Source organism: Lysinibacillus sp. FSL H8-0500 (genome assembly GCF_038051955.1).
Taxonomy (GTDB): Bacteria; Bacillota; Bacilli; order Bacillales_A; family Planococcaceae; genus Lysinibacillus; species Lysinibacillus macroides.
Window position 1 is genome coordinate 626,537 of the sequence record NZ_CP150292.1, and the last position, 24,152, is coordinate 650,688.

The following is a 24,152-nucleotide window of genomic DNA, read 5'->3' on the forward strand; positions in this document are numbered from 1 at the left end:
TTGTTTTACATTTTGTGTGAAACAAGTGTCCAACATTTTATCGTTTTCCGACAGAAGACGCCCCCTTCAAGGCATGTGTAGGGCGTAGCCGAATGCGTAAGGGGGTGATGAATGGCGGTTGGCGATAGCCAAAGCCACGTCCTTTCGGTTAAAATAGAAACAAACATTCGGGCAAAGAGGGAGGTATTTCGTGTGTTGGTCAACAAAGCATACAAATTTAGAATCTATCCAAACAAAGAACAAGAAATCTTTATAGCTAAAACAATCGGTTGTTCGCGTTTTGTCTTCAATTATTTTTTAGCAAAATGGAAGGCTGCTTCCAAAGAAACAAGCAAAGCATTCACTTACCATTCATGTTCTGCCGAATTAACGCAGTTAAAAAAAGAATTCGTATGGTTGAAAGAAGTAGACAGCATTGCGCTCCAATCCTCCCTTAAAAACCTTGCGGATGCGTATGCACGATTTTTCAAGAAACAGAACAAAGCCCCACGTTTCAAGTCTAAAAATAATAAAGTACAAACCTACACAACAAAGCACACGAACGGCAATATTACGATTGTAGGAAACAAAATCAAGTTACCCAAACTTGGATTCGTCAAGTTTGCAAAAAGTCGTGAGGTTGAAGGGCGTATTCTTAGCGCGACCATCAGACGAAATCCAAGTAGTAAATACTTTGTCTCGATTCTTGTGGAAACAGACGTGCAACCATTAGAAAAAACAGGCTCTTCGGTCGGTATGGACGTTGGTCTTAAAGATTTTGCGATTCTTTCTACTGGCACGGTGTATAAAAATCCTAAGTTTTTCCGTTCACTTGAAAAGAAACTGGCGAAAGAACAGCGTATGTTGTCCAAGCGAAAAGAAAGTGCTTTGCAGCAAAAGAAGCCGTTAGAGGAAGCAAGAAACTACCAAAAACAAAGGGTGAAAGTCGCACGTATTCATGAAAAAATAGTGCATGCCAGAACAGACTATTTGCAAAAAATCTCTACTGACATCATCAAAAACCACGATGTCATCGGTATTGAAGATTTGCAAGTGTCCAATATGCTAAAAAACCACAGGTTAGCGAAGGCAATTAGTGAAGCAGCATGGTCGCAATTTAGAACCATACTTGAGTACAAAGCGAAATGGTATGGCAAACAGGTAGTGGCTGTATCAAAAACATTTGCTTCCAGTCAACTTTGTTCGTGCTGTGGCTACCAAAATAAAGACGTGAAGCATCTCAACCTTCGTGAGTGGGATTGCCCTTCTTGCGGCACACATCACGATAGAGATAGGAACGCAGGACAAAATCTTAAAAATGAAGCAATAAGACTGCTAACCGTAGGGACTACGGGGATAGCCTAATCCATAACTGGCGGTAACGCTGGTGTTCTTAGGAAGCTCCCACTTCAAACAACCTGTGAGGGTGTTAAGTAGGAGTAGTTCAAATTTTGTCTATTACGCCACCAAATAAGAACCTGTAAGATTCTATGTAAGCGATCACACATTCTTGAAGAAGAGGTGAAAGTATGGAGCAACAAACGCATTTAAAAAAAGGTGAGAATGTGGTTATTCCCTTATTTAACATATTTCACAATACTGGCTACCACTGCATTATTAATTGCAATGTTCTTTATTGATTCCATGCGCTCACAAATTTTATTTACATGTGTGGTTGTTGCTGTAGTCATGTTCTTCTATTTGGTGACACAACGGAAAAAATTAGTGAAGCCAACAGAGGAGTCTAGCTCTATTCTTCCTAAAAAAGAGTTGGATTTTGAATAATAAAATGTAGGGTGCGTTAAAAGGCGTTTGATTCAATTTCTAGTCGAGTAAAAATAAAAGGTTTCTTAGGTCCGTCACTTAAGAAACCTTTTTTCCATTACAGCATAAGAAAGGCAAGGCGAAGAACTAATAGTAACAAACCACCACCTGCTAATAGAAGCAATAAACGCATTCTTGTGTTCATTTACATATCATCTCCTAAGTTCTTAAACATATAGCCTTTATAAGATTTATGAATAATCATTACAATGCCGATAAGCATAAAATTTGATAACAGTGAGCTTCCACCATAGCTTAAAAAGGGTAATGTTACACCTGTCACGGGTAAAAGACCAATCGTCATACCAATATTTTGCGTAATTTGGAAGGCCAATAAACTTGAAATACCAGCTCCCATTAGCATCATAAATGGATCTCTTGCCTCGACTGTAATTAACACAATCCGATAGATTACAAAAAATAGAAGAATAATAACAAATGCTCCGCCAATAAAGCCAAATTCCTCCGCAATCGCTGAAAAAATAAAATCTGTATGCTTTTCAGGCACATAGACATTGTTATTTAGGTAACCCTTCCCAGCTATTTCTCCAGAACCTATTGCTAAAAAGCCTTGCCGTACTTGGAATGAGGAATCTGTATACTCATAAGGCTGTAGCCAACCATAAATACGAGAAACCTGATGTCCCGATAAGGCTCCTAAAATTTTCTCCGTAAAAAATTCATTAAAGCTTATATAAAGTACAACAACTGTACTGGTAATTACTACAGGAACAGCAGTAAAAATAACAAGTAGCTTCCGTTGAATACCTGAAAAGAATATCATCGGTAAAATCATCGCCATATAGAGCATAACCATTCCTGTGTCAGGCTGCCTATAAACAAGAAGTGCTGGTGGAAGAACAATGAACCCAATTTTTACTAGTAGCCATAGATCTGCTAGATAGGAGGGGCGTACGTTTTTCTCTTGATGGGCAATAATAACCTTACTAACGACAATTAAAAAAGCGAATTTTAAAAATTCCGATGGCTGAAATGACCCTAAAAACGGTATTTGATACCATGATTTAGCCTGGTTAATTGTTCGAGCTATACTTTCAGGGGCGATTATTAGCCCAGCAGTGAGCGCGACCATCAATCCATAAAATGGCCAGCCAATCTTCTTTAATTGTTCAATGTCGAGCAAGGAAATGCCAAACATAATTGCAAACCCAATGCTATAAAATATAAATTGCTTCAGGATAAAAGAGCTGGCGTATTGCTCAAAATTGGTACTGCTTGAATAGACAAAAAGGCAACTGATACCGCCAAGGAAAAGAAGCGCCGCAATTAAACTCCCATCCAACCTTTTAAATTGCGTCAAATGTAACACCCCCTATATATACTAATAGTATAAACGGAGGCAATGTATGGAAGGTTGGAGACATTAGTAGCTGAATACCAATAAAATAAAAAATATGGCATTGCTTGAGATAATGATTATTTAGAGTAAATGACCTATATGAAAGGAGACGTTGGGTATAACTTCTTAATTCTTTGTGCAATCTTTACAAAAATATAACACTGGCTTTATATCTTCGGACTATGATTAGTGATGAGAGTTGGAGAAGGAGCCAAGAAATCATGAATTTGTTTCGTTATATCAAGGTGAAGGACAAATTATTGATGCTTATGATTGTGTGTGTGTTGTCGAATATTTTGATCGGGATATTTAGCATTGATTATTTAAGAAAAATGTCGTGGCATGCAAGTGAAAGTTACACACAGGGTCTTGTGCCAATAGGCTGGCTTAATGAACTAGAGGAGTCACAACGTCAATTAGATTGGATGGTCGATTCGCAGGGAGCTTATCAAGAAATGACAAGTATTTTAAAAAATATGGAGCAACCTTTAGCGCATTTAGAAAGCCAAGAAATCGATAAAAAAATGAATCTTCAAATTAAAAAGTATAAGTCTTTACTCGTACAACAAGAAGAATTGATGAAAGGCTATCAGCAATTGTCTAAGGATGGACGAGAGTCATTTTATACGCAAGTTTTTTTACCAAACAGTCAAGAGGTCCATTCATTATTAGAGGAGACACAAAATTATTTAGTTCAACGAGCAACGACACAACAGCAGACATATCAAAAGGATGTGCAATTTGGCTATTGGCTATTAGGTGGGGTGTGCTTAACAGTGGTGCTACTTGTGATGATTATTGGTTTCATTGCCACAAAGGCAGTGAATGTACCAACTCATCAATTGAAGTCAGTGTTAAAGCGAGCCGAACAGGGCGATTTCACAGCAAATGCAAGCTATGTTGCCCATGATGAGCTAGGGGAGGTGGTACTATCCTACAATCAAATGGTAACAGAGGTAAAACGTCTACTCCATACAGTAACAGATAGTGCCTATGAAGTAGAACAAATGACGGGGAGATTACAGGAATCATCTGAGCAATCCTCTACAGTAACAGTAAAGATAGCAAAGGATGTCCAAGCAATTTCGGATGCGACAGCCGCTTCTACTACCAAATTAGCGTCCAATACAGCTTCTTTAGAGGAAGTTTTAAATGATGTACAGATTATTTTAGAAAAAGTTCAGATTGTTGAAAGCTTTGTCTATAAAACAGCTCAAGATGCAGAAAGTGGTACGGATATTGTACAGGCGAACCTAACACAAATGCAGGCAATTAAACGGGCAGTTGAAAAATCCAATACAGCTATATCTAATTTAGTGGAGCGAGCCTCGTCCATCGACCAAATGGTTGAAGTCATTGAAAAAATCACAGCACAAACAAATTTATTAGCATTAAATGCATCCATTGAGGCTGCTAGAGCAGGAGAGCATGGAAAAGGCTTTGCTATTGTAGCAGATGAGGTACGGAAGCTAGCGGAGCAAACCGTCTATTCTACACAAACGATTACAACGATCGTACAAAATATTCATGTAGATTCAAATTATGCAGTGCAAATGATGAAGGGTGTGTTAGCAGCTACTGAAAAGGGGGTTGCCGTAACAGGACAAACAGCGTCAAGCTTTGCGCAGATTTTAGAAAAAGTACATACTATAAAGCCTGATATAATGGAAGTGTCTAACACGGTTCAAGAGATTGCCAATCACACCAAAACGGTGAGTGAGGATGCGTTAATGCTAACCTCATTATCCAATACAAATACGCTATCAACAAAGCATGTGGCTACATTGACAGCCGATCAATTAACAGCACAGCAACAATTTCATAATTATATTAAAGAGCTACGCAAGGTCTCTAAAGTATTGCAAATAGCAGTAAAACGATTTTCAATATAACCCTTATGTGAAAAGAAATTTTCTTTGGAAAAAGCTACAAAGAAGATTTCTTTTTTTAGTGCAAATTTTATTGATAAAAATGCATATTTGTCCTTTTTAGGTGTACAATTGTATTTTTTAGATTTTGTAGCACAAGATTTTTAAGTGTTCATATACTAAATAGTAAGGGATTGTATGTTCCTTTTATAGATATTATTAATATAATAGTTGTATTTTCAAAACGAACACATTATAATTGGTTTCAATGAAAGTGTTATTAAATCAATGTTTGTAAATATATTTTGTACTTTTGGAAAGTACAATTGTTTATATGTGGAGGTTTTGAGAAATGAAAAAAATTATTGTTACTGGGGCACTTGGACAAATTGGTTCTGAACTTGTAGAAAAACTTCGTAGTATTTATGGAGAGGACAATATACTTGCTACAGATATTCGGAAGCTTGAGTACACGAAGGGACCATTTGAAGTATTGGACGTGACAGATGGACAAAGAATGTATGATTTAGCAAAGGACTTCGGCGCAGATACGATGATGCACCTAGCAGCACTATTATCGGCTACGGCTGAACGCAATCCATTATTAGCTTGGAACTTAAATATGGGTGGATTAATGAATGCCTTGGAGGTTTCACGTGAGCTAAACATGCAGTTTTTCACGCCAAGCTCAATAGGCGCATTTGGCCCATCTACACCAAAGGAGGATACACCGCAGGATACTTTGCAACGACCAACAACGATGTATGGCGTTAATAAGGTAGCAGGTGAATTATTATGTGACTACTATTTTAATCGTTTTGGTGTAGATACACGTGGTGTGCGTTTCCCTGGATTAATTTCCTATGTAACACCTCCAGGCGGCGGTACAACAGATTATGCAGTCGAAATCTTCTATGAAGCGATTGAACAGGGGAAATATACATCTTATATTCAAGAAGGTACGTATATGGATATGATGTATATGCCAGATGCATTGCAGGCTATTGTGGATTTAATGGAGGCAGATAGCAGCAAGCTTGTTCATCGCAATGCGTTTAATATTACAGCAATGAGCTTTGAGCCATCACAGCTAGCAGCAGAAATTAAAAAGCATATACCACATTTCAAGATGAACTATGAGGTTGATCCAGTACGTCAAGCCATTGCAGATAGCTGGCCAAACTCTTTAAATATCGAAGCGGCTCAACAAGAATGGAATTTTAAAGCAAAGTATGACTTAGCAAAAATGACAGCAGATATGTTAGAGAAGCTAAAAGTTAAACTGCAAAAAAAGGCAATTTCATAATAAAAAACATACTAACATTAGTAGTACAAACCAAGGCCATGGTTTGTGCTACTATTTTTTTATAGTAGAAGTGAAGGAAAGCCGAACAGTCCTTGGGATCGTTTGAGAATCCGTATTAAAAACTGGCTTACTTCACACCCTTATTTGAATCCGTTTAGTATGTTGGGCTCAGTTCAGACCTTTTTAAAAGTGTCTTTCTTATAGGATACATTTTATAGAAACTATGTATCTGAATAGCCGAAACTAAACACCAGTCGCCGGTACAATACCGACAACTGGTTAGATAAATGCTTTTTTGACCTCTGCCTTATGTACAGGGGTCATTTTCGATTTTCTAATGATAAGTTTTTATATTCATTTGGTATATCAGTTAAATTAAATTCAGATAATTTAGAATTATTTGGATTTATATCAAACTCTATGGATGTAACTTCAATTTTATTTATTACTTCACCCTCGGAATTTCTATCAATAAGTTTTAACAAAACTCCAGTTTTATTATCAACCCACATTTCGAAAGACTTAGATTTCCTTTTTTCTGATAAATCTTTAGATAATTTTCCTTTAATAACATTTACATCTCGATTTAGATGTGTATCTGGTGTTATTGAGGTAATATTATCTTCTAACCAAAATGCATACACTTGAGGGAATGTTACATCATTATATGCAACAGCAGGATCAGGTCTATATATATATTCCATTTGATCATTTGTGTTTTTAAAAGCTCTCGGTTTAGATGTATCAAATTCCTTCGATTGATTTACTACTGTTGCCACCATATATTCTTTAGCTTTATGGTTTATCTCAGCAAATTGTTTACCATCGGATTGTCTAACTATGCTATATCCAGTTTTATTATCTATTTCTTCAATATAACTTCCTGGATTTCTACTCTCATCAATTTCGAAATTAGACAATGTATCAATTCCTAAAGGTTTTAAGTAAGTATGATACGTTCCAGAAACTGTTTCGTAATTATCAATCGAATTAAGCATTTTATGCTTAATTTCTTCCACTGATACATTATTTATACCGTTTATTTCTATTTTAGAGTTAGTTTGTTCATTAGTACTAAAAGCATTGACTGTAGTTGATAATCCTAAAATACTTACTAATCCTAATGAACATAATATAGTACTTTTCTTCACGAAAATACCTCCCTCTATAAATATTGGTATATCAACGGTTTGACCCGATTTGATCACTGAAAAAATATTTTTTTCTTGTCCTTCTTTCTCGTTATTTTCTACTAATGCAATTGTTTAACAGTTGGTGGGTACGCTACGCTAACGTTAATTGGTAATCATTAACTTTCCGTTCCGTTATATGATGCACATTGGATCTCTGCGTTGCTTATGAGGACGTACCCTCCCATGTCTCTAGGCGTCTTGGTTAGCGCGTACATTCCTTCGTTCGGTCTCTTCATAAGGCAGAGGCTGGCGATGCTCCTTTAGGGACTCTTAGCTATTTGCATCGTCGAATGGGATAAATAATGCCGGCTTCTCCGTGTCATCCTCTTGATTTTGACTGTTGTTCGTACCGCTTACGCTACGCTTTGAAGCTGGGTGAAATCGTTCATCATTCGCTGGGCGTTAAACACCGTTTTCTTTTTGCACAAGGCATGTAAAATCTTCAGTAACTTGCCACACAGCACGACAATCGACTGCTTTTTACGTAGCGGATTCATGGCGCGTGTGGTGTAATGTTCGTGTAGTGCTTTAAACGCTGGATTATGCAAAATTAAGGGCATCATGACGCGGAACAGAAGCGCACGTAATTGACGTCTCCCTCGCTTCGAGATTCGTTTTTGTCCTTTCTGTTGCCCGGAAGAGTTCTCCCGTAAAGTTAACCCCGCTAGTTTGATTAATTGGCGTGGGTGATTGTATTGGGTCAAAGAACCGACTTCGGACAGGAAATTGACAATGGTCACATCGCCCATCCCAGGAACCGATGCGAGGTATTCATAATCCGTCATTTGTTTCGCTAACTCGACTAGTTGAGCGGTTAATTCGTCAAGCTGTGCCTGCATCAGCTGGTACTGCGCAAGAAGTGTGGCGATTTCAACACGGGCCATCACAAGTCCTTCCGTTAGTCCAATCGAATGAGGGGCTAGCGCGACTAATTGTTTAGCCTTTGGTAGCTGGGGACTTTTCATCCCTTCTACTTGGCGATACAGGAAGAGGAGTTCTTCCAGTGTTTTCCCTTGAATATCCATTGGGAATGGTGTTTTTTCAAGCACCGCATACGCCATTTTTCCGAAGCTTTTAAACACTTGGGTAAACTCTGGGAAAAAGCGGTCTAACCAACGAATGATGCGATTTTGAAGGGCATTTAAATCGGCTTGTATCTTGGCACGTAACGTCGCCCCATTGCGGAGTTCTGCTTCTACCCCCACTAACATCCGTGGATAACTAAAGCGGCCATCTCGCATTAAACGAGCGATGACAAGCGCGTCCTTTTGGTCATTTTTCGTTTGCAGGTTGTCATCTAATTCTTTCGAACGATTGACGTGCATCGGATTCACCATCACAAAGGGAATCCCGTAGTTTGTTAAAAACGCTGCTAGGTTCATCCAGTAGTGACCTGTTGGTTCGAAACCAACGAGGATTTCTTGTTTGCCATGCGCTGCTTTTAAGGCAAGCAAGCGTTCATAAAAGCCTTCAAATCCAATGCGTGATTGGGCAATTGGAAATGATTGTTGGAGCACACGCCCTCGGTCATCGATGGCACAAGCGAAATGTTTATGTTTGGCGATGTCGATGCCAATGACTAACGTCTGTTCAGAAACTTGATTAATTTTTTGGTTCGTATTAGAATGCATAGTGGAGTCCTCCTTGGTGAACAAATTAGGGGTCAATTCGTCGATGATTTGACACCCCGCATCATACCAAGAGGGCTCTTTTTATTCAAGTCCCCGAAAATCCTTCTAACAGGAATGCTCCTTTTTTAGTTAGTTGCTAAGAGTGATCGCATCTGCTCCTGTGTTTATCTGGCTACTTTGTAAAGTGACTCTATTATACCCGCCTGGTAAATATACAGGAACACCAACATAACTCCAACCAGTTGGAGCAGCAAATTGATTAATACTACCCACATATTCATCGTATAACCAGTTTGAATTATAAACATAATACCGAGCATTTGGATCTATAAAACTCGAATTTGCTAAATAAACTCTTAAATTCCAAGTGCCACCTGCAATGTAGTTACTGAATGCCCAGTTATAAAAATAAGAGCCAGTATTATAGTTTGCAAGGCGAGCATCACCATTATAATTTGAACTAGAATAATTTAGAGTCCAAGTTCCAGTCGAATAGGTAGAACAAGAGTAAATACTTGATGGATCGTTGTCACAAGCATGAGTAGCTGCACTAGCGGACTCATATGTACTACCAAACAAAATTCCCCCTAAAAGGAATGCGAATGAAAACATGATTTTTTTACCCATAGAAACATTTCCTCCCATTTTAATATTATAATAATTACTAACACAAACGATAAAGATTATGATGGAATCTTTAATCTTTTACTAAAAGAAAAAGGTCATCATTTATTTACTATAGCAAAATAAACTCGAGTTAACTGTAGGTTATCATTGCTGTACAGCAAATAAAACCATTTTTTGTTAATTAGTTGTTTTAACCCAAAAAAATATACATATTTATTTTATTTATGATAAAAATAACAATAATTAGTATCATTGTTTTAAACAACTATACCCTGCAGACAAAGTCTTGAAATATTATCCACTGAGTACACACTTACTTATTTAAGTTTATAATTCTATATCTTGAACAATGACTGTTTTGCTTTCCTTCACTTCTGCTAATGTTAGTATGTTTTTCTATCTCTTTGTTTTTTATGGATTTCATTTCAAAATTACACAATTAATGAAAACCATATCACAACTGTACTCGTCTAATTATTAGGAGGGAGGATAAGAATGGACAAATATAGCAAGTTACCTTACATTGATAAATTAAATTTATTTAAAGAAGAACAAAAAGAAACTTTGATTACACAATTAATGAATGATTATGCTCAGGATATTATTTGGCTTGTATATAGTTATGTCAAAGATAAAAATATAGCAGAGGATTTGACTCAAGAAGTATTTATTAAAGCTTTTAAAAAGTTAGATGGGTTTCATAGGGAATCCTCTATAAAAACCTGGCTGTATAAAATTTCTATTAATTGCTGTAAAGATTATTTAAAAAGCGCTTATATTAGACGTGTGATACCAACAAGTATTTTTCGCAAATTTGTTAATCACACAACACCATCAACGGAATCAATATATATGAAGCAGAACGAATCGGTCTTTATAACAAAAAATGTTTTAAAATTGCCTTTGAAGTATCGAGAAGTAATAATATTGTACTATTTTGAGGAATTATCCATTGGTGAGATAGAAAAAATGATTCATGTAAATTCGAATACGATTAAGACACGCTTAAGAAAAGCAAAGCAATTGTTAAAAGAGGTACTTGAAAATGAAGAAGGAGGTAAAAAAAATGGATGAGAGATTAAAAGAATTACGAAATCACATGACAACAACTGAATTAAAAGACATTAGATTTGATGATGAAAAAAAAAAGTTGGTAATGAAACGTATAATTAATCAAAAAAAATCATCTAAAAATTGGTGGCCAAAAGGGTTAAGTATAATTTTTAGTTTAGCTATAATAACGATAATATTCTTTTCTGGGAAACACCTCTTATTTAATTCAAGTAATTTAGCTCAAGGAAGTAAAGAAATTCCCGAAAAAATTGTTGGTCAGGAAGGGATAACTCAATCGGATAATGCCAATAAAATTATAAATTCAAATCAAGATGACTCTCGCAACTTGAGTAAAAAAGAAATTCTATATCGTATGCTAAACACTAATGACTATTTTAAAACTGCTCAAGGTGCATATGTATATCAAAATCCTTTTACAGAACAAGAAATATATTATAAAGTAAGGATGGAAAAAGGAGATTTAGCTGGTTATGAAAAAGAAGTTAATAAACAAATGAATATAACTAGAATCACTATTGTAAATAATAATAAATTAGTAACATTACATGAGGAACAAAAAAAGTATGAGATGAGTGGAATTGGAATATCTCTTAATGAGGGTTCAATTTCCTTGGAAGAGGTTTTTGGAAAGGATCTTCACGGTTCTTCAATTATCAAGTATAGGGAACGACCTCCTATAGCCAGTGATTCATTATTTCCTTTTGAAATTGCAGCGAATTATTTACAGGATGAAAGTCAATGGGAAATTGAACAACAAGAAGAGAAATATCTTGGGGAGAAAGTAATTGTTATTAAAGGGGATTTAGGGGCATTAAATTCAGAAAAACATCAATCAGTATCATTTAAGCTTTGGGTGCACAAGTCCTCTGGAATTTTAATGAAGATGGAAACTTACAGTCCAGAAGGAAATGTAGTAAATTCATTAGTAACACAAAAGTTTACGTTAGATAAATCAATCCCATCAAGTGAATTTCAATTTAATATTCCAAAAGATTTTAAAAAAATTGAACACCACTGAATATTATAAAATACACTACCAAACCACAAATTACATCGGGTTCTTCTAACAAGGTTTTTTAGGATAATCAATTATTAGGTTTGGACTTACCCCTGTCGAGTAGACAGCTTTAAAAAGACTAAGCAACCATCTGATGTCGATATTCTATCGGTGTCAGGTGGTTGAGCCGTTTTTGGAAGCGTTTGTAGTTATAAAAGTAGATATACTACTCAACAGCTCGGATTATTTCCTCTTTAAAGTGCAAGAAGAATGATTCAATGCAGGTATTATCGTGGCAGTTCCCTTTGCTGGAATGGCTACCAATCATTCCGTTTGCCCCACAATTTCGTTGTTGTATAAGTCTTGAATGACAGACAACTACAGAAAGCCTGTTTTTTATCCCGTGTTAACAGATTATAAGACCCCTACTTCAAAACATAAGGTAAAACCATCATACTTTAAGTGGAAGTCAAACAGCTTGTAAAAACCTGATTGATGAAACGTCCAATCAGTGGAGGATGAAAAAACGTTCACTGATTGAAGGCTCACTTTATATGTCAATAAAAATAAAGGAGAAAATTATTGGGAATTATAGATTAAACTATAAAATTGAAATATAATAATATTCGAAATATTGGTAGTATTCAGTTTGATACAGGCTATTATTATTTCACAAAGGGGCAAAGATTAGATGAAGGGATGTTGATGAATGATGATGCAAGAACCTTTAGTTTTAACGAATTTTTTTAAACGAGCAGAGAGTTATTTTGCAAGAAAGATGATTATTTCAAGAACAAGTCCTGAGAAAATACACCGTTTAACATATGAGCAATGGGCTAAACGGACACGACGCTTAGCAGATGCACTTGCCAAGCTTGGTGTAACCAAAGGCACGAAAGTTGGCTCTTTTGCTTGGAATCAGCACCGACACTTGGAAGCCTATTTTGCAGTACCTTGCTCAGGGGCTATTTTACACATGGTCAATATTCGTTTATCAGAAGAACATTTAGTGTACATTATTAATCATGCAGAAGATGAAATTTTAATGATAGATGCAGATTTATTACCTATTATTGAAAACATTGCGCCAAAATTAAAGACTGTAAAACATTATATTATTATGACAGATGATGAAACATTACCAAAGACAACATTGCCAAATGCCTTATCCTATGAGGAATTATTAGCAGCCGCAGATGAAGGATTCCAATTTCCAGACGATATTGATGAAGAAGCTCCAGCGGGTATGTGTTATACAAGTGCGACAACAGGCAATCCAAAGGGCGTTGTTTACTCGCATCGAGGGCTAGTATTGCATAGCATGATGTTAAGCATGTCTGATTCTATGGGCATTGCTGAAAGAGATGTCGTGATGCCGATTGTGCCAATGTTTCATGCCAATGCATGGGGGCTGCCATTTGCTAGTGTCAATGTGGGAGCTACACAGGTATTGCCAGGTCCACACTTCACATCCACATTAATCATAGATTTAATCGAACAGGAAAAGGTCACACTGACGGCTGGTGTGCCAACCATTTGGATTGGCGTATTGCAGGAGCAGGAAAAACAAGAACGAGATATTAGTTCATTAAGAGCGATATGCTGTGGTGGTTCAGCTTCACCAACTCGACTTATTCGCACGTTTGAAGAGAAGTATGGCATTCCTTATATTGTTGTCTATGGGATGACAGAAACGACACCAATTGTAGCATTGTCCAACTATATGTCATGGATGGATGACTGGTCAATTGACAAGCGTATTGAAGCAAGAGCGATGCAAGGAATGACGATGGCAGGTATTGAATCTAGTATTGTCAATGAGCAAGGAGAGGTACCTTGGGATGGTGAAACGATGGGGGAATTACGCTTGCGTGGTCCCTGGATTTCACATGAATACTATCGTGATGAACGTACAGCCGAAGCTTATCGAGATGGCTGGCTCTATACGGGTGATATTGCAGTAAGAACAGAGGATGGCTTTATTAAAATAACAGATCGCACAAAGGATTTAATTAAGTCTGGTGGGGAATGGATTTCCTCTGTTGATTTGGAAAATGCTTTAATGACACATGATGCTGTTCTTGAAGCAGCAGTGATCGCCATGCCACATGCGAAATGGCAGGAGCGACCGCTGGCATGTGTTGTATTAAAAGAAGGGCAATCAGCAACAGAAGAGGAGCTCCTTGCATTTTTAGAAAGTCAATTTGCAAAATGGTGGGTTCCAGATGCTGTTGTATTTTTAGAAGAGATTCCAAAAACATCTGTTGGGAAATTCCTAAAAGCGAAGCTTCGCGATAATGTTGCAGAAATATACCCTAAGTCATTAGTATAGTTAAAAGAGCGATTTCCCTAAATAGGAAGTCGCTCTTTTGTGTGCTTATTTATTTAACATATGGAAAACCTGCTCAACATCCTTATCACCACGGCCTGAAATATTAATAATTATGCTCTCCTTGGCTGAGAGGGTTGGTGCTAGTTTAAGCGCATGTGCCACTGCGTGTGAGCTTTCGAGAGCAGGGATAATACCCTCCACTTTAGAAAGCACCTGAAATGCCTCTAGTACTTCCTCATTTGAAACTGTGATATACTCGGCACGACCAATTGTTTTTAAATGGCTATGCTCAGGTCCAGCACCTGGATAATCTAAGCCAGCAGCAATTGAGTAGGTTGGCAGGGGATTGCCTTCAGCATCTTGCAGCACTAAACATTTAAAGCCATGCAATGTACCTGGTGTTCCTTCATTTAATGTTGCAGCTTTATCTGGCTCAATACCGATCAGACGAACATCCTCATCTGCAATATACTCTGCAAATGCGCCAATCGCGTTACTACCACCACCGATGCAGGCAAGCACGGCTGTTGGTAGCTTGCCCTCTTTTTCTAAAATTTGTTCACGACTTTCGCGGCTAATAACGGATTGGAAATGCTTCACCATGGAAGGGAAGGGATGTGGACCAACCGCAGAGCCTAGTAAATAGAAAGTTGTTTTATAGTTTTCTACTAAGTCAGCAAATGCTTCATCCACCGCATCCTTTAATCGACCTTGTCCTTTATCAACAGCCACAACCTTTGCACCAAGAAGCTCCATACGGAAAACATTTAGTGCCTGACGTTTTGTATCTTCTAGGCCCATATAAATCGTACAATCCATACCAAACATTGCACAGGCTGTAGCAGTTGCTACTCCATGTTGACCTGCACCTGTTTCAGCAATTACACGATTTGCGCCCATACGCTTTGCTAATAAAATCTGTCCTAAAACATTATTGATTTTATGCGAGCCTGTATGATTGAGGTCTTCACGCTTTAAATAAATTTTTGCGCCGCCTAATTGTTTTGTTAAATTCTCTGCAAAATAAAGAGGGGATTGACGACCTACATATTCACGGAAATAATAATCTAATTCTTGTTTAAACTCTGTATCATCTTTAAATTTTTGGAAGTTCTCATCTAAAATATTTAAGACATTTTGAAGCTCCTCTGGTACGAAGCTTCCACCGAATTCACCGAAATACCCTTGTTTTTCTACTACTGTACTCATCTTCACTCGACTCCTCTTGTCTAATTTTTCCATAAAAAAAGCCACTCCAATCCTTGATTTAAAGGACGAGTAACCGTGGTGCCACCTTAATTCGCAATGTTTTGCGCACTTTTACTCCGATAACGGGGAGTGAATCGGCCTTACATTGGATAAGGCTGCTCCGAAGTCCATTCACAAGTATGTACTACTGGTTTGCACCCTCCACCAGCTCTCTAGTAAGTAACAACGCCTGCTACTATTCTTCTTCATCGCATTTAGTTAGAAAGAATTGTAGAGTATATTCAGAATAGTGTCAAGCCAAAAAAAGACGAATCTAAAAAGACTCGTCTGTTAAATCAAATGTTCAAAATGAAGGCGTTTATTTAAAATATACATAATCGGTGCCCCAAAGGCTAGCACAACAAACTCGCCTGCTGCTACAGTGAGCCAAGTCCAGAAAAATGGTAGCTCTAAAGCGAGGTTTAGCTCAAAGGCAATGATAAACATGGTGCATGTGAATAACAATGTATTAATGATTAAACGTGCCCACATATTTTTGACAACTTTGCAGATGACAATAAACAGCCCAAGAGTAATCAAGGAATGACCAACACCAAACACTAAATCGTAAGCGCCAAGTGGTGAAAAAAGATTGGAAATAAAGACTCCAATAATGATACCTACGGCAAAGCGCGGATTAAAGGCCACTAAATGATTAAAAATCTCAGATACGCGGAACTGTACCACTGTAAAACCAAATGGTGCAACAAGCATCGTCACAGCAATATACAAGGCTGCAATAATACCACTTGCTGCTAAAAATTTTATCTTCATATTCATTTCTCCTTAGTTTTTTTGCGTGGGAGGTTCTCGAACCACGGTGCTTTTACACAAATAAATATTTTAATATAAAAGCTTGCATAAAGTCAATTGTAAAAAAAGGTGACCCTTATTGACAAATTAATTAATTAACAATATTATTTTATTTATTAATTGATTAATTAATGAAATTTTGGAGGGTGAGCTATGTTGAAGGTAGAAAATTTAATCAAAAGTTATCAAGATGGCAATAAGTTGCTTTATGCGTTAAATTCAGTTTCCTTGACTATTGAACATGGAGAGTTTGTAGTCATTTTAGGTCCATCTGGCTCTGGCAAATCTACATTTCTTAATGTGATTTCTGGGCTAGAGTCACCTGATTCGGGAAGCATTCTGTATGATGATTATGAGATTGGTAAGCTACAACAGAAAGAATTGACATTGTTTAGACGGGATAAAACGGCTTTTATTTTTCAAGCGTATTATTTACTGCCATTTTTAAATGTAGAGGCTAACGTAAAAATGGGGGCTGATTTAAAAGGGAATCAACATATTCGTGAAATAATTGATGGTGTAGGGCTAGGTGGATTAGAGCAGCGTCTGCCTCATGAACTTTCAGGGGGACAGCAACAAAGAGCTTCGATTGCACGTGCATTAGCAAAGAAACCTGATTTTTTATTTTGCGATGAGCCGACTGGGGCATTGGATGAAGAAACAAGCAAACAAATCTTAACTTATTTAAAAAAGCTTCAAAAACAACTGAAATTTACCATTATTATGGTCACACACAATAGCAGCATTGCTCAAATTGCCACAAAGGTAATTAAAATGTCTAGCGGAAGAATAGTAGAAGTTACTAACAATGCCCATCCATGCGATGTGAGTGAGCTCACATGGTGAGAAGGGCTGGGACACGGATGAAATTAAATAAACACTATTTTCTTATATTAGTCGTTGTCTGTGCAATGTTTATTTGTTCGTTGCTGGTGTTTTATCTTCAAAATACCAGTGCCCTCAAAAAGGTTTTAGCAGAGCAAAATCAGCAGGACTTTACACTTACCCTGCAGGACGATGCGGATATAACAGAGCTATCAAAAAAGTATTCTTTTATGTATGATCTATTAGCTTACAAAGTTATTTATGATGATAAAAATATATTTCGTTTAATGAAAGATACACGTAGTATAGATATTCCTATGTATTCAGAGGGGGCTGCACCAAAGACAATAAATGAAATTGCGATAGATAAAAACTTTTCTCAGGATAATCAATTGACACTAGGTAGTGCACTTACTATTGGCAATCGAACTTATGTTATTAGTGGCATTTTTACATTACCAGACGCAATTATGCCAATGGTAGCGGATAATGGCCTAGCATATCAAGCAAAAACGCAAGCATTCATATTATGTGATGAAGCTATGTACTCAATTTGGGAAGAACTAGAGAAAGTAAGTTATTCAGGTCGATTTATGGAAGAGTTATCAGAGGAGCAGCAGCAAAACGCATTAGAAGAAATGCGTCTGAATCCAAATATAAAATCAATAGTAAGTAAAGAGGAAAATCCTCACATACTTGCAGCGTTAAACACTAAAGAAAAAATGTTTAAAATTTGTCTGTTAAGTGCTGTATGCATCTTAGTGTTCACTGTAATAATATTGCTAACTACAACTATTATCCAAAATATAAATGAGACAAAATCTGATATGGGTATTCTTAAAGCACTTGGCTATACGACTACACAGATTGCTAAAAAATATTTGATAATAGGTGTTTTTGTGCTAGTAGGCGGCGTGATAGGATATGGAATGTCCTCTATCATCAGTCCACTGTTTATTAATCGAATCAATGCTACATTCCTTGTTCCGGATATTCCACAAAATTTTAATGGTCTACAATTTATTTTATTTATAATAATGCCGGCACTATGTTTCTCTATTTTGGCTTTTGGACTTGCAGTATTTACCTTGCGGAAGCCGCCATTAGAAATGATTTATAAGACAGAAACAATCAAGGTAAATATTTTTGTAAAGAAAAGACAAAAACGTAGAAAAACTAAGCCTTTTCGTAAAACGGTGTTTAGATCTATTATCACAAATAATATTCTATTGGTCTTTTTAGCTATGCTTACTGGCTTCATGGTTAGTGCAAATTTACAGATTGCTTTTTCCCTTCAAGCAATGGCTGATAAAGTATCCTCCATAACGCTTAAAGGTATCGAGTACGAAAGTAATGTTCGGTATCAGGAGGCTAAGGAAATGGAATCTTTGAAAGCAGACACACCTTATTTTGTGAGGGATTGTAAAATGGAATTTCCGAATGGGGAAGTATTAAACAATGGACAATTTATGGCATTATATAATAGCATGTCTCTTTTTAAACTTTATAGTATTCAAAAGCAACATAACATAGACATTTCACAGCAAAAGGGGATCGTTGTGAATGATTGGATGCGTAAGAAATATGACTTAGCAATAGGGGACACGATCAAGATTTATATAAACAATGATATTTATCCGTTACCTATCACAGCGATCGAACAATCCGTGTATGGGGAAACGGTCTATGGTGATGGTGCAATGGCTATCCAAGCTGGTATCTTAGACAGGGCAGTCTACAATGGTGTATTTACGGCTGACAACGTTGAGTTTGACAACAAACAGCATGTATTTGTATCGAAATTCGAAGATATAGTAAAATCCAGCTCTCAGCAAAAGGGAACGTATATAGCTCTGTCATTTTTATTTATTATCATTGGTTTAGCTTTAAGTATTTTAACAATTGGTATTGTTGTCAAGGTTATTATTACAGCTAATCGCAAATATTTAGCATTGATGAAAGCATTTGGCTATACGAATTCAGAGTGCAATCGAATCGTCCTGTCAGGCTTTCGTATCATCGCATATATCGGGTTTGTGATTGGGACATTTTATGCGATTGCTTTATCTCATTTTTTATTTGGTACATTAGCTAAATCTTCTACAATAGCAATACCGATGACACCAGATAGTAAGGCAATCATGCTTTCACTTATTATCTTTGCTATTTCCTATGAACTTATTATGTTACTCTATAAAAAAAGCATTAATGCAGTATCATTGCAGGAGGTTATGATGAAATGAATAAACGCCGCGAACAGAAGGAAGTTAGACGGGAGCAAATTCTAAACGCGGGCTTGGATTTGTTTATAAGAAATGGTTATCATGGGACTACAACGAAAGAGATTGCAGATACATTTGGGATTAGCCAAGGATTAATGTTTCATTATTTCAGCTCAAAAGAAGAGGTATACCTTGAGCTTTTGAACCGAGCGAAAGCGAGTATGTCTACTATCCATATTTCTGAAGCAGAATTAGAGCAACCGCTCGTACATTTAAATACGATGGTGACGATGATACTGGATTCTTTTAGTATGTATCCACTATCAGCAAAATTATTTATGTTGGTTGCCCAAACACAAATTGCAAGTAATTTACCAAACACAATTCAACAAATGGCTAAGGATATCGCAGCATCAAAGGAATTTGAAAGCTTAGTTAAAGCAGGGCAGACGAAAGGAGAAATACGAGAAGGTGACCCAAGAGCTCTTGCAGGCTGTTTTTATTCTGCTATTCAAGGCGTTGCACAAACGTATATTTGTTTTCCTGACATACCGTTGCCCCAAAGTGAGTGGTTGGTAGCCATCTTAAAAAAGTAAAGCACTAAATACCATAACAGCCTGACATCTTTCAAATAGGAGCGTCAGGTTTTTTCTATAGCATTAAAAATAATAGAAGGTGATTGATATGTGGAGCAGAGTCCCACAGCCTTTGATGAATCTTACTTTCTTATTGCTTGCTCTTGTGGCTTTGTGGATGATAGGCGAGTTTTCTAATAGCGTCAATACAACAGGTGAGGGCGAGGTGGGCTATATTGTTTCGTATGAAGGAAGCATTTATTTCATCCAAGGAGAGCATATCCAACAGCCAGATATAGAGAATTTTTCATACGAGGATCATTCGATGGGGGAAAATGCCATCGTTTTTTCTCGCTATGCTAATAGATTTGAATCAGTATCAATGTTAGACAATCCCTCGAAACTGCTTATGAAAAATATTAAAAACGGGGATAAAGTGCGGATTTGGTATTCTCAGGTTTTTGAATCATATCCAGCTAAAATCAAAGTACAGCATATAGAAAAATTTTGATTATCTGTCTATTGTCGAAAAATTGTCATAAAAAATTTTATTATGGTAGAAAAAGATTTTGTTCTGTGAAAATAGCGTAGTTTAGCGGTTTAAAGTGACGAATTAATAGAAAACCTAAAATATTTTGTCAAATTTAAAAGTCAGAACATTCATAATGTTGTTGACGAACCTTCCTAATTAACGATAATATAGCGATACATTCATACTTTGTTTAGATAAAGTGTGATAGATATTTGAGAGATAGTCAGGGGGATTATTAGTGAAGAGCAATATGAAAAAGCTTTCATTCCTATTATTTGGATTAGTTTTACTATTAGCTGCATGTGGCAATGGCGGCTCTAGTTCATCTGATTCAAGTGGAGATGAAAAAAATAATGCAAGTGAAAGTGAAAAAGCAGCAGAGACAACCTATAAAATTGGGATTACACAGATTGTAGAGCACCCATCATTAAATGCTGCAACAGAGGGCTTTAAAAAGGCGATTGATGATGCTGGCTTAAAGGTTGAGTACGATGCACAAATTGCACAAGGTGATAACAGCCTTAACTCTACTATTGCAAACAATCTAGTAGGAGCAGATGTAGATTTAATTTTTGCAAACTCTACACCTTCTGCTCAAGCAGCAGCAACAGCTACAAGTGATATTCCAATTATTTTTACATCTGTTACAGATGCTGTTGGTGCAGAGTTAATTGAATCAATGGAGAAGCCGGGGAAAAACGTAACAGGTACAATTGATTTACATCCTGAAACAATTGCAAAAACAGTAGCATTCTTCAAAGAGCTTGGCGCGAAAAAAGTAGGTATGGTTTACAATGCTGGTGAACAAAACTCTGTTGCACAAGTGACTGAAGTGAAAAAGGTGATGGATGAGCAAGGCTTAACAGTTGTAGAAGCATCAGCAGCTACTTCGGCGGATGTAAAGCAAGCTACAGAATCATTAATTGGTAAAGTAGATGCTTTCTATATTATTACAGATAACACAGTTGTTTCTGCTTTAGAATCTGTTATTGATGTTGCTAATACAAATAAATTACCATTGATTGTAGGAGAATTAGACTCCGTTGCACGTGGTGGTTTGGCTGCGTATGGCTTTGAATATTCCGATATTGGCTATGAAGCGGGACAAATGGCTGTGAAAATTTTAAAGGGTGAAGCAACACCTGCTGATACACCTGCACAATATCCGCAAAACTTAAAGCTACTAATTAATAAAAAAGTAGCGGATGACCTAGGCATCGAAATTCAAGATTCTTGGGGTGCAGAAATTTTAGAGTAATGAAAGCAAAGCGGGGTAAATCATCCCCGCTTTATCTTCATTTAACAACAAGATCAATACAAGAAATTTAGGAGATGATTCAACAATGTTTTTAGCATTATTTGGCGCAGTGGAGCAAGGAATCATCTATGCAATTATGGCACTTGGTGTATATTTAACGTTTCGAGTGTTAGATTTTCCAGATTTAACCGTTGATGGAAGCTTTGTAACAGGGGCGGCTACAGCAGCAACAATGGTTCTGCTTGGTTACCACCCCGTCTTAGCAACTTTAGTGGCAATTGTTGCTGGATTTATTGCTGGATGTATGACAGGAATTCTTCACACAAAAGGGAAGATTAACCCACTATTATCAGGAATTTTAATGATGATTGCTTTATATTCTATTAACCTACGAATTATGGGGTTAACTGCAGAAAATACGATAGGTCGTCCGAATATTCCATTATTAAATTCAGAAACAATATTTTCTAAGTTTCAAGCATTTTGGAGTAACTTAGGTATCGACACTGTTCTTAATAACTTATTATCAAGCATGGGTCTTCAAAAAGTACCTGCTACATGGAGCGTAATGATCATCGTATTACTCATTACAATTGTTATTAAGTTATTAGCAGATTGGTTCTTAAAAACAGAGGTCGGGCTAGCTATCCGAGCAACTGGTGATAATAAGCGAATGATTCGTAGCTTCTCAGCAAATACAGATACACTTATTATTTTAGGGCTAGGACTTTCCAATGCACTTGTCGCATTTTCTGGAGCTTTAATCGCACAATATTCAAAGTTCTCAGATGTTAGTATGGGGATTGGTATGATTGTTATTGGTCTTGCATCTGTTATTATTGGTGAAGCTATTTTTGGCACAAAGACAATTATCCGCACAACTTTTGCTGTTATTGCAGGCGCTGTTATTTATCGTATTATTTTAGCATTAGCATTGCGCGTAGATTTCCTAGATTCAGGGGATATGAAATTAATTACTGCTGTAATTGTTATTTTGGCACTTATCCTGCCTCAATTTATTAATAAGGGCAAGGAACGCAAACGAAAGGCAAAGCGTGCACAGGGAGGAAAAGGCCTTGCTTAAATTAAAGGGAATTAATAAAATTTTTAATGAAGGAACACCAGATGAAAAAATTGCGCTTGCCGAGATTAACCTCCATTTAAAGCCAGGTGATTTTGTGACAATCATTGGTAGTAATGGTGCAGGAAAATCAACGATGATGAATATGATATCAGGAGCTTTAACACCCGATTTCGGTATAGTATCCATTGATGGGAATGATGTAACTGGCTTGCCTGAATATAAACGCTCACAATATATTGGTCGTGTATTCCAAGACCCAATGGCAGGTACAGCACCAACGATGACGATTGAGGAGAATTTGGCACTGGCATACTCTCGCAATAAGAGCAGAGGGCTACGTATAGGTGTAGCTAAAAAACGTCGTGAGTTTTTTAAAGAATCGTTAGAAATGCTTGGCTTAAACCTTGAAAACCGTCTGTCGGCAAAGGTAGGTCTGCTATCAGGTGGGGAGCGTCAGGCTTTATCGCTGTTAATGGCAACCTTCACCAAGCCATCTATTTTATTGCTGGATGAGCATACGGCGGCACTTGACCCCTCTCGTGCAGAGTTGATTACGCGCATTACCAAGTATTTAGTAGACAAGGATCAGCTAACGACATTAATGGTCACGCATAATATGCAGCAAGCCTTAGATTTAGGCAATCGTCTGATTATGATGGACAAAGGTCAAATTATTTTAGAGGTTGAGGAGGATCGTAAGCACACATTAACGATCCCTGATTTAATGGCTGAATTTGAACGCATTCGTGGCGAAAAAATGAATTCCGATCGTGCTTTATTAGGTTAATATACGTCAATAAAACAGGCAAGGAGTAATCCTTTGCCTGTTTTTCTATGTTCTGAGAGAGGAGGATGACTAAGCGTGTAAACTATTAAATAACCTTTCATCTATTTCACAATACATGAAGGAGTCTTGCTAAATGATATACAAGTTTATCATTTGGACTTAAAAATTAAGCCGTTTCATCTGTCGCGGTTTCTTCGCCATGTATCGAACTGGATGAGCTTGCTTTTTTATCTTGCTTATCTATAGAAGATTCTATATAACCAAGTGTTCGTAGTTGATCTTCTTGGGAAAGTCTGCGGAATAACTGCAATAGTTCCATTTCATACGAATTTTCTTTTTCAGTAGAATGAGATGGATGATCTTCACCAGTCAGTAACCATTCCATTGAAACAGAGCAAAGCTGTGCTAATTTGTATAAAATTTGTGCATCAGGAATTCGTCCCGCTACATAATTTGTGATAGCATTCTTTGATAACTCTAATTCTTCAGTTGCCTTCTTTTGAGTATAGCCCGCAGCCTTCAAAGCCATTTTTAAACGTTCTCCAAAATTATTCGTCATAATATCCACCCCATATTTGTATGTTTTTAAAATTAAATTTACTACATTTGTGTTGTTT

Annotated in this window: 21 protein-coding genes, 1 pseudogene, 1 riboswitch and 1 other annotated feature; of the genes and pseudogenes, 14 read left to right on the top strand and 8 right to left on the bottom strand. The window is 36.9% G+C overall.

Going from position 1 to position 24,152, the window contains the following annotated elements:
• Nucleotides 1-192: 192 nt before the first annotated feature.
• Together tnpB and MHB44_RS02915 are read left to right on the top strand one after the other, a co-directional pair.
• Nucleotides 193-1,344 (top strand): IS200/IS605 family element RNA-guided endonuclease TnpB, encoded by a 1,152-nt coding sequence (tnpB, locus tag MHB44_RS02910; protein ID WP_341302910.1) that lies wholly within the window; start codon nucleotides 193-195, stop codon nucleotides 1,342-1,344.
• Nucleotides 1,345-1,542: 198 nt separating this feature from the next.
• Nucleotides 1,543-1,764 (top strand): hypothetical protein, encoded by a 222-nt coding sequence (locus MHB44_RS02915; RefSeq protein WP_341301526.1) that lies wholly within the window; start codon nucleotides 1,543-1,545, stop codon nucleotides 1,762-1,764.
• A 184-nt stretch (nucleotides 1,765-1,948) separates the two neighbouring features.
• Here MHB44_RS02915 and MHB44_RS02920 read toward each other — a convergent pair whose 3' ends face one another.
• Nucleotides 1,949-3,124: an FtsW/RodA/SpoVE family cell cycle protein gene (locus tag MHB44_RS02920; RefSeq protein WP_341301527.1), complete on the bottom strand. Its 1,176-nt coding sequence runs from the start codon at nucleotides 3,122-3,124 to the stop codon at nucleotides 1,949-1,951.
• A gap of 260 nt (nucleotides 3,125-3,384) precedes the next feature.
• Between MHB44_RS02920 and MHB44_RS02925 the strand changes: the two genes are divergently transcribed.
• The gene (locus MHB44_RS02925; protein ID WP_341301528.1) at nucleotides 3,385-5,055 is read left to right on the top strand and encodes a methyl-accepting chemotaxis protein; all 1,671 of its coding nucleotides are present in this window, start codon (nucleotides 3,385-3,387) and stop codon (nucleotides 5,053-5,055) included.
• Nucleotides 5,056-5,383: 328 nt separating this feature from the next.
• Complete coding sequence (locus tag MHB44_RS02930) at nucleotides 5,384-6,337, top strand: L-threonine 3-dehydrogenase (protein WP_341301529.1); 954 nt, start codon at nucleotides 5,384-5,386, stop codon at nucleotides 6,335-6,337.
• 320 nt (nucleotides 6,338-6,657) lie between these two features.
• On the opposite strand, the gene MHB44_RS02935 is transcribed toward MHB44_RS02930, so the two are convergent.
• The 3 genes from MHB44_RS02935 to MHB44_RS02945 form a co-directional block, all read right to left on the bottom strand.
• Nucleotides 6,658-7,488: a hypothetical protein gene (locus MHB44_RS02935; protein WP_341301530.1), complete on the bottom strand. Its 831-nt coding sequence runs from the start codon at nucleotides 7,486-7,488 to the stop codon at nucleotides 6,658-6,660.
• Nucleotides 7,489-7,883: 395 nt separating this feature from the next.
• Entirely contained in the window at nucleotides 7,884-9,161 is a 1,278-nt protein-coding gene (locus tag MHB44_RS02940; RefSeq protein WP_341299573.1) for an IS110 family transposase, read from the bottom strand.
• Between the two features lie 129 nt (nucleotides 9,162-9,290).
• Nucleotides 9,291-9,788 carry a hypothetical protein gene (locus tag MHB44_RS02945; RefSeq protein WP_341301531.1) on the bottom strand — a complete coding sequence of 166 codons (498 nt, stop codon included), beginning with the start codon at nucleotides 9,786-9,788 and terminating at the stop codon, nucleotides 9,291-9,293.
• 495 nt (nucleotides 9,789-10,283) lie between these two features.
• On the opposite strand from MHB44_RS02945, the gene MHB44_RS02950 reads away from it, so the two are divergent.
• A complete protein-coding gene (locus tag MHB44_RS02950) occupies nucleotides 10,284-10,862 on the top strand; it encodes a sigma-70 family RNA polymerase sigma factor (RefSeq protein ID WP_341301532.1) in 579 nt (192 codons plus the stop codon).
• Entirely contained in the window at nucleotides 10,855-11,880 is a 1,026-nt protein-coding gene (locus tag MHB44_RS02955; protein WP_341301533.1) for a hypothetical protein, read from the top strand. The genes MHB44_RS02950 and MHB44_RS02955 overlap by 8 nt, the downstream gene beginning before the upstream one ends.
• 118 nt (nucleotides 11,881-11,998) lie before the next feature.
• On the opposite strand, the pseudogene MHB44_RS02960 reads toward MHB44_RS02955, so the two are convergent.
• Nucleotides 11,999-12,109 (bottom strand): annotated as a pseudogene (locus MHB44_RS02960) (IS3 family transposase); the annotation flags it as partial.
• A gap of 462 nt (nucleotides 12,110-12,571) precedes the next feature.
• Here MHB44_RS02960 and MHB44_RS02965 point away from each other — a divergent pair.
• A complete protein-coding gene (locus tag MHB44_RS02965) occupies nucleotides 12,572-14,191 on the top strand; it encodes a long-chain fatty acid--CoA ligase (RefSeq protein WP_341302911.1) in 1,620 nt (539 codons plus the stop codon).
• 45 nt (nucleotides 14,192-14,236) lie between these two features.
• On the opposite strand, the gene trpB is transcribed toward MHB44_RS02965, so the two are convergent.
• Entirely contained in the window at nucleotides 14,237-15,400 is a 1,164-nt protein-coding gene (gene trpB / locus MHB44_RS02970) for a tryptophan synthase subunit beta (RefSeq protein ID WP_341301534.1), read from the bottom strand.
• A gap of 58 nt (nucleotides 15,401-15,458) precedes the next feature.
• Nucleotides 15,459-15,658 (bottom strand) — a binding site (T-box leader).
• Nucleotides 15,659-15,730: 72 nt separating this feature from the next.
• Nucleotides 15,731-16,213 carry a QueT transporter family protein gene (locus tag MHB44_RS02975; RefSeq protein ID WP_341301535.1) on the bottom strand — a complete coding sequence of 161 codons (483 nt, stop codon included), beginning with the start codon at nucleotides 16,211-16,213 and terminating at the stop codon, nucleotides 15,731-15,733.
• A gap of 6 nt (nucleotides 16,214-16,219) precedes the next feature.
• Nucleotides 16,220-16,264: riboswitch (PreQ1 riboswitch) on the bottom strand.
• Nucleotides 16,265-16,405: 141 nt separating this feature from the next.
• Here MHB44_RS02975 and MHB44_RS02980 point away from each other — a divergent pair.
• The 7 genes from MHB44_RS02980 (at nucleotide 16,406) to MHB44_RS03010 (ending at nucleotide 23,535) form a co-directional block, all read left to right on the top strand.
• Entirely contained in the window at nucleotides 16,406-17,098 is a 693-nt protein-coding gene (locus tag MHB44_RS02980) for an ABC transporter ATP-binding protein (RefSeq protein WP_341301536.1), read from the top strand.
• Nucleotides 17,099-17,115: 17 nt separating this feature from the next.
• A complete protein-coding gene (locus MHB44_RS02985) occupies nucleotides 17,116-19,320 on the top strand; it encodes an FtsX-like permease family protein (protein ID WP_341301537.1) in 2,205 nt (734 codons plus the stop codon).
• Nucleotides 19,317-19,895: a TetR/AcrR family transcriptional regulator gene (locus MHB44_RS02990; protein WP_053993192.1), complete on the top strand. Its 579-nt coding sequence runs from the start codon at nucleotides 19,317-19,319 to the stop codon at nucleotides 19,893-19,895. Before MHB44_RS02985 ends, MHB44_RS02990 begins: the two co-directional genes overlap by 4 nt.
• Before the next feature lie 88 nt (nucleotides 19,896-19,983).
• On the top strand, nucleotides 19,984-20,385 hold the full coding sequence (locus tag MHB44_RS02995; RefSeq protein WP_053993191.1) for a DUF3221 domain-containing protein: 402 nt from the start codon (nucleotides 19,984-19,986) through the stop codon (nucleotides 20,383-20,385).
• Between the two features lie 259 nt (nucleotides 20,386-20,644).
• Nucleotides 20,645-21,664 (top strand): ABC transporter substrate-binding protein, encoded by a 1,020-nt coding sequence (locus MHB44_RS03000; protein ID WP_341301538.1) that lies wholly within the window; start codon nucleotides 20,645-20,647, stop codon nucleotides 21,662-21,664.
• An 85-nt stretch (nucleotides 21,665-21,749) separates the two neighbouring features.
• Nucleotides 21,750-22,748, top strand: coding sequence for an ABC transporter permease (locus tag MHB44_RS03005; RefSeq protein ID WP_053993189.1), 999 nt, complete (start codon nucleotides 21,750-21,752; stop codon nucleotides 22,746-22,748).
• A complete protein-coding gene (locus MHB44_RS03010) occupies nucleotides 22,741-23,535 on the top strand; it encodes an ABC transporter ATP-binding protein (protein WP_053993188.1) in 795 nt (264 codons plus the stop codon). The genes MHB44_RS03005 and MHB44_RS03010 overlap by 8 nt, the downstream gene beginning before the upstream one ends.
• A gap of 166 nt (nucleotides 23,536-23,701) precedes the next feature.
• On the opposite strand, the gene MHB44_RS03015 is transcribed toward MHB44_RS03010, so the two are convergent.
• Nucleotides 23,702-24,094 (bottom strand): helix-turn-helix domain-containing protein, encoded by a 393-nt coding sequence (locus MHB44_RS03015; protein WP_341301539.1) that lies wholly within the window; start codon nucleotides 24,092-24,094, stop codon nucleotides 23,702-23,704.
• Nucleotides 24,095-24,152: the final 58 nt, after the last annotated feature.

What these genes read in the sequence shown, in the direction of transcription:
- MHB44_RS02990 (WP_053993192.1), top strand. Translation starts at nt 19,317, where the DNA reads ATGAATAAACGCCGCGAACAGAAGGAAGTTAGACGGGAGCAAATTCTA.
- MHB44_RS02925 (WP_341301528.1), top strand. Translation starts at nt 3,385, where the DNA reads ATGAATTTGTTTCGTTATATCAAGGTGAAGGACAAATTATTGATGCTT.
- MHB44_RS03005 (WP_053993189.1), top strand. Translation starts at nt 21,750, where the DNA reads ATGTTTTTAGCATTATTTGGCGCAGTGGAGCAAGGAATCATCTATGCA.
- MHB44_RS02995 (WP_053993191.1), top strand. Translation starts at nt 19,984, where the DNA reads ATGTGGAGCAGAGTCCCACAGCCTTTGATGAATCTTACTTTCTTATTG.
- MHB44_RS02975 (WP_341301535.1), bottom strand. Translation starts at nt 16,213, where the DNA reads ATGAAGATAAAATTTTTAGCAGCAAGTGGTATTATTGCAGCCTTGTAT.
- MHB44_RS02915 (WP_341301526.1), top strand. Translation starts at nt 1,543, where the DNA reads ATGTGGTTATTCCCTTATTTAACATATTTCACAATACTGGCTACCACT.
- MHB44_RS02940 (WP_341299573.1), bottom strand. Translation starts at nt 9,161, where the DNA reads ATGCATTCTAATACGAACCAAAAAATTAATCAAGTTTCTGAACAGACG.
- MHB44_RS02985 (WP_341301537.1), top strand. Translation starts at nt 17,116, where the DNA reads ATGAAATTAAATAAACACTATTTTCTTATATTAGTCGTTGTCTGTGCA.
- trpB (WP_341301534.1), bottom strand. Translation starts at nt 15,400, where the DNA reads ATGAGTACAGTAGTAGAAAAACAAGGGTATTTCGGTGAATTCGGTGGA.
- MHB44_RS02945 (WP_341301531.1), bottom strand. Translation starts at nt 9,788, where the DNA reads ATGGGTAAAAAAATCATGTTTTCATTCGCATTCCTTTTAGGGGGAATT.
- MHB44_RS02980 (WP_341301536.1), top strand. Translation starts at nt 16,406, where the DNA reads ATGTTGAAGGTAGAAAATTTAATCAAAAGTTATCAAGATGGCAATAAG.
- MHB44_RS02955 (WP_341301533.1), top strand. Translation starts at nt 10,855, where the DNA reads ATGGATGAGAGATTAAAAGAATTACGAAATCACATGACAACAACTGAA.
- MHB44_RS02965 (WP_341302911.1), top strand. Translation starts at nt 12,572, where the DNA reads ATGATGCAAGAACCTTTAGTTTTAACGAATTTTTTTAAACGAGCAGAG.
- MHB44_RS02950 (WP_341301532.1), top strand. Translation starts at nt 10,284, where the DNA reads ATGGACAAATATAGCAAGTTACCTTACATTGATAAATTAAATTTATTT.
- MHB44_RS03015 (WP_341301539.1), bottom strand. Translation starts at nt 24,094, where the DNA reads ATGACGAATAATTTTGGAGAACGTTTAAAAATGGCTTTGAAGGCTGCG.
- MHB44_RS02930 (WP_341301529.1), top strand. Translation starts at nt 5,384, where the DNA reads ATGAAAAAAATTATTGTTACTGGGGCACTTGGACAAATTGGTTCTGAA.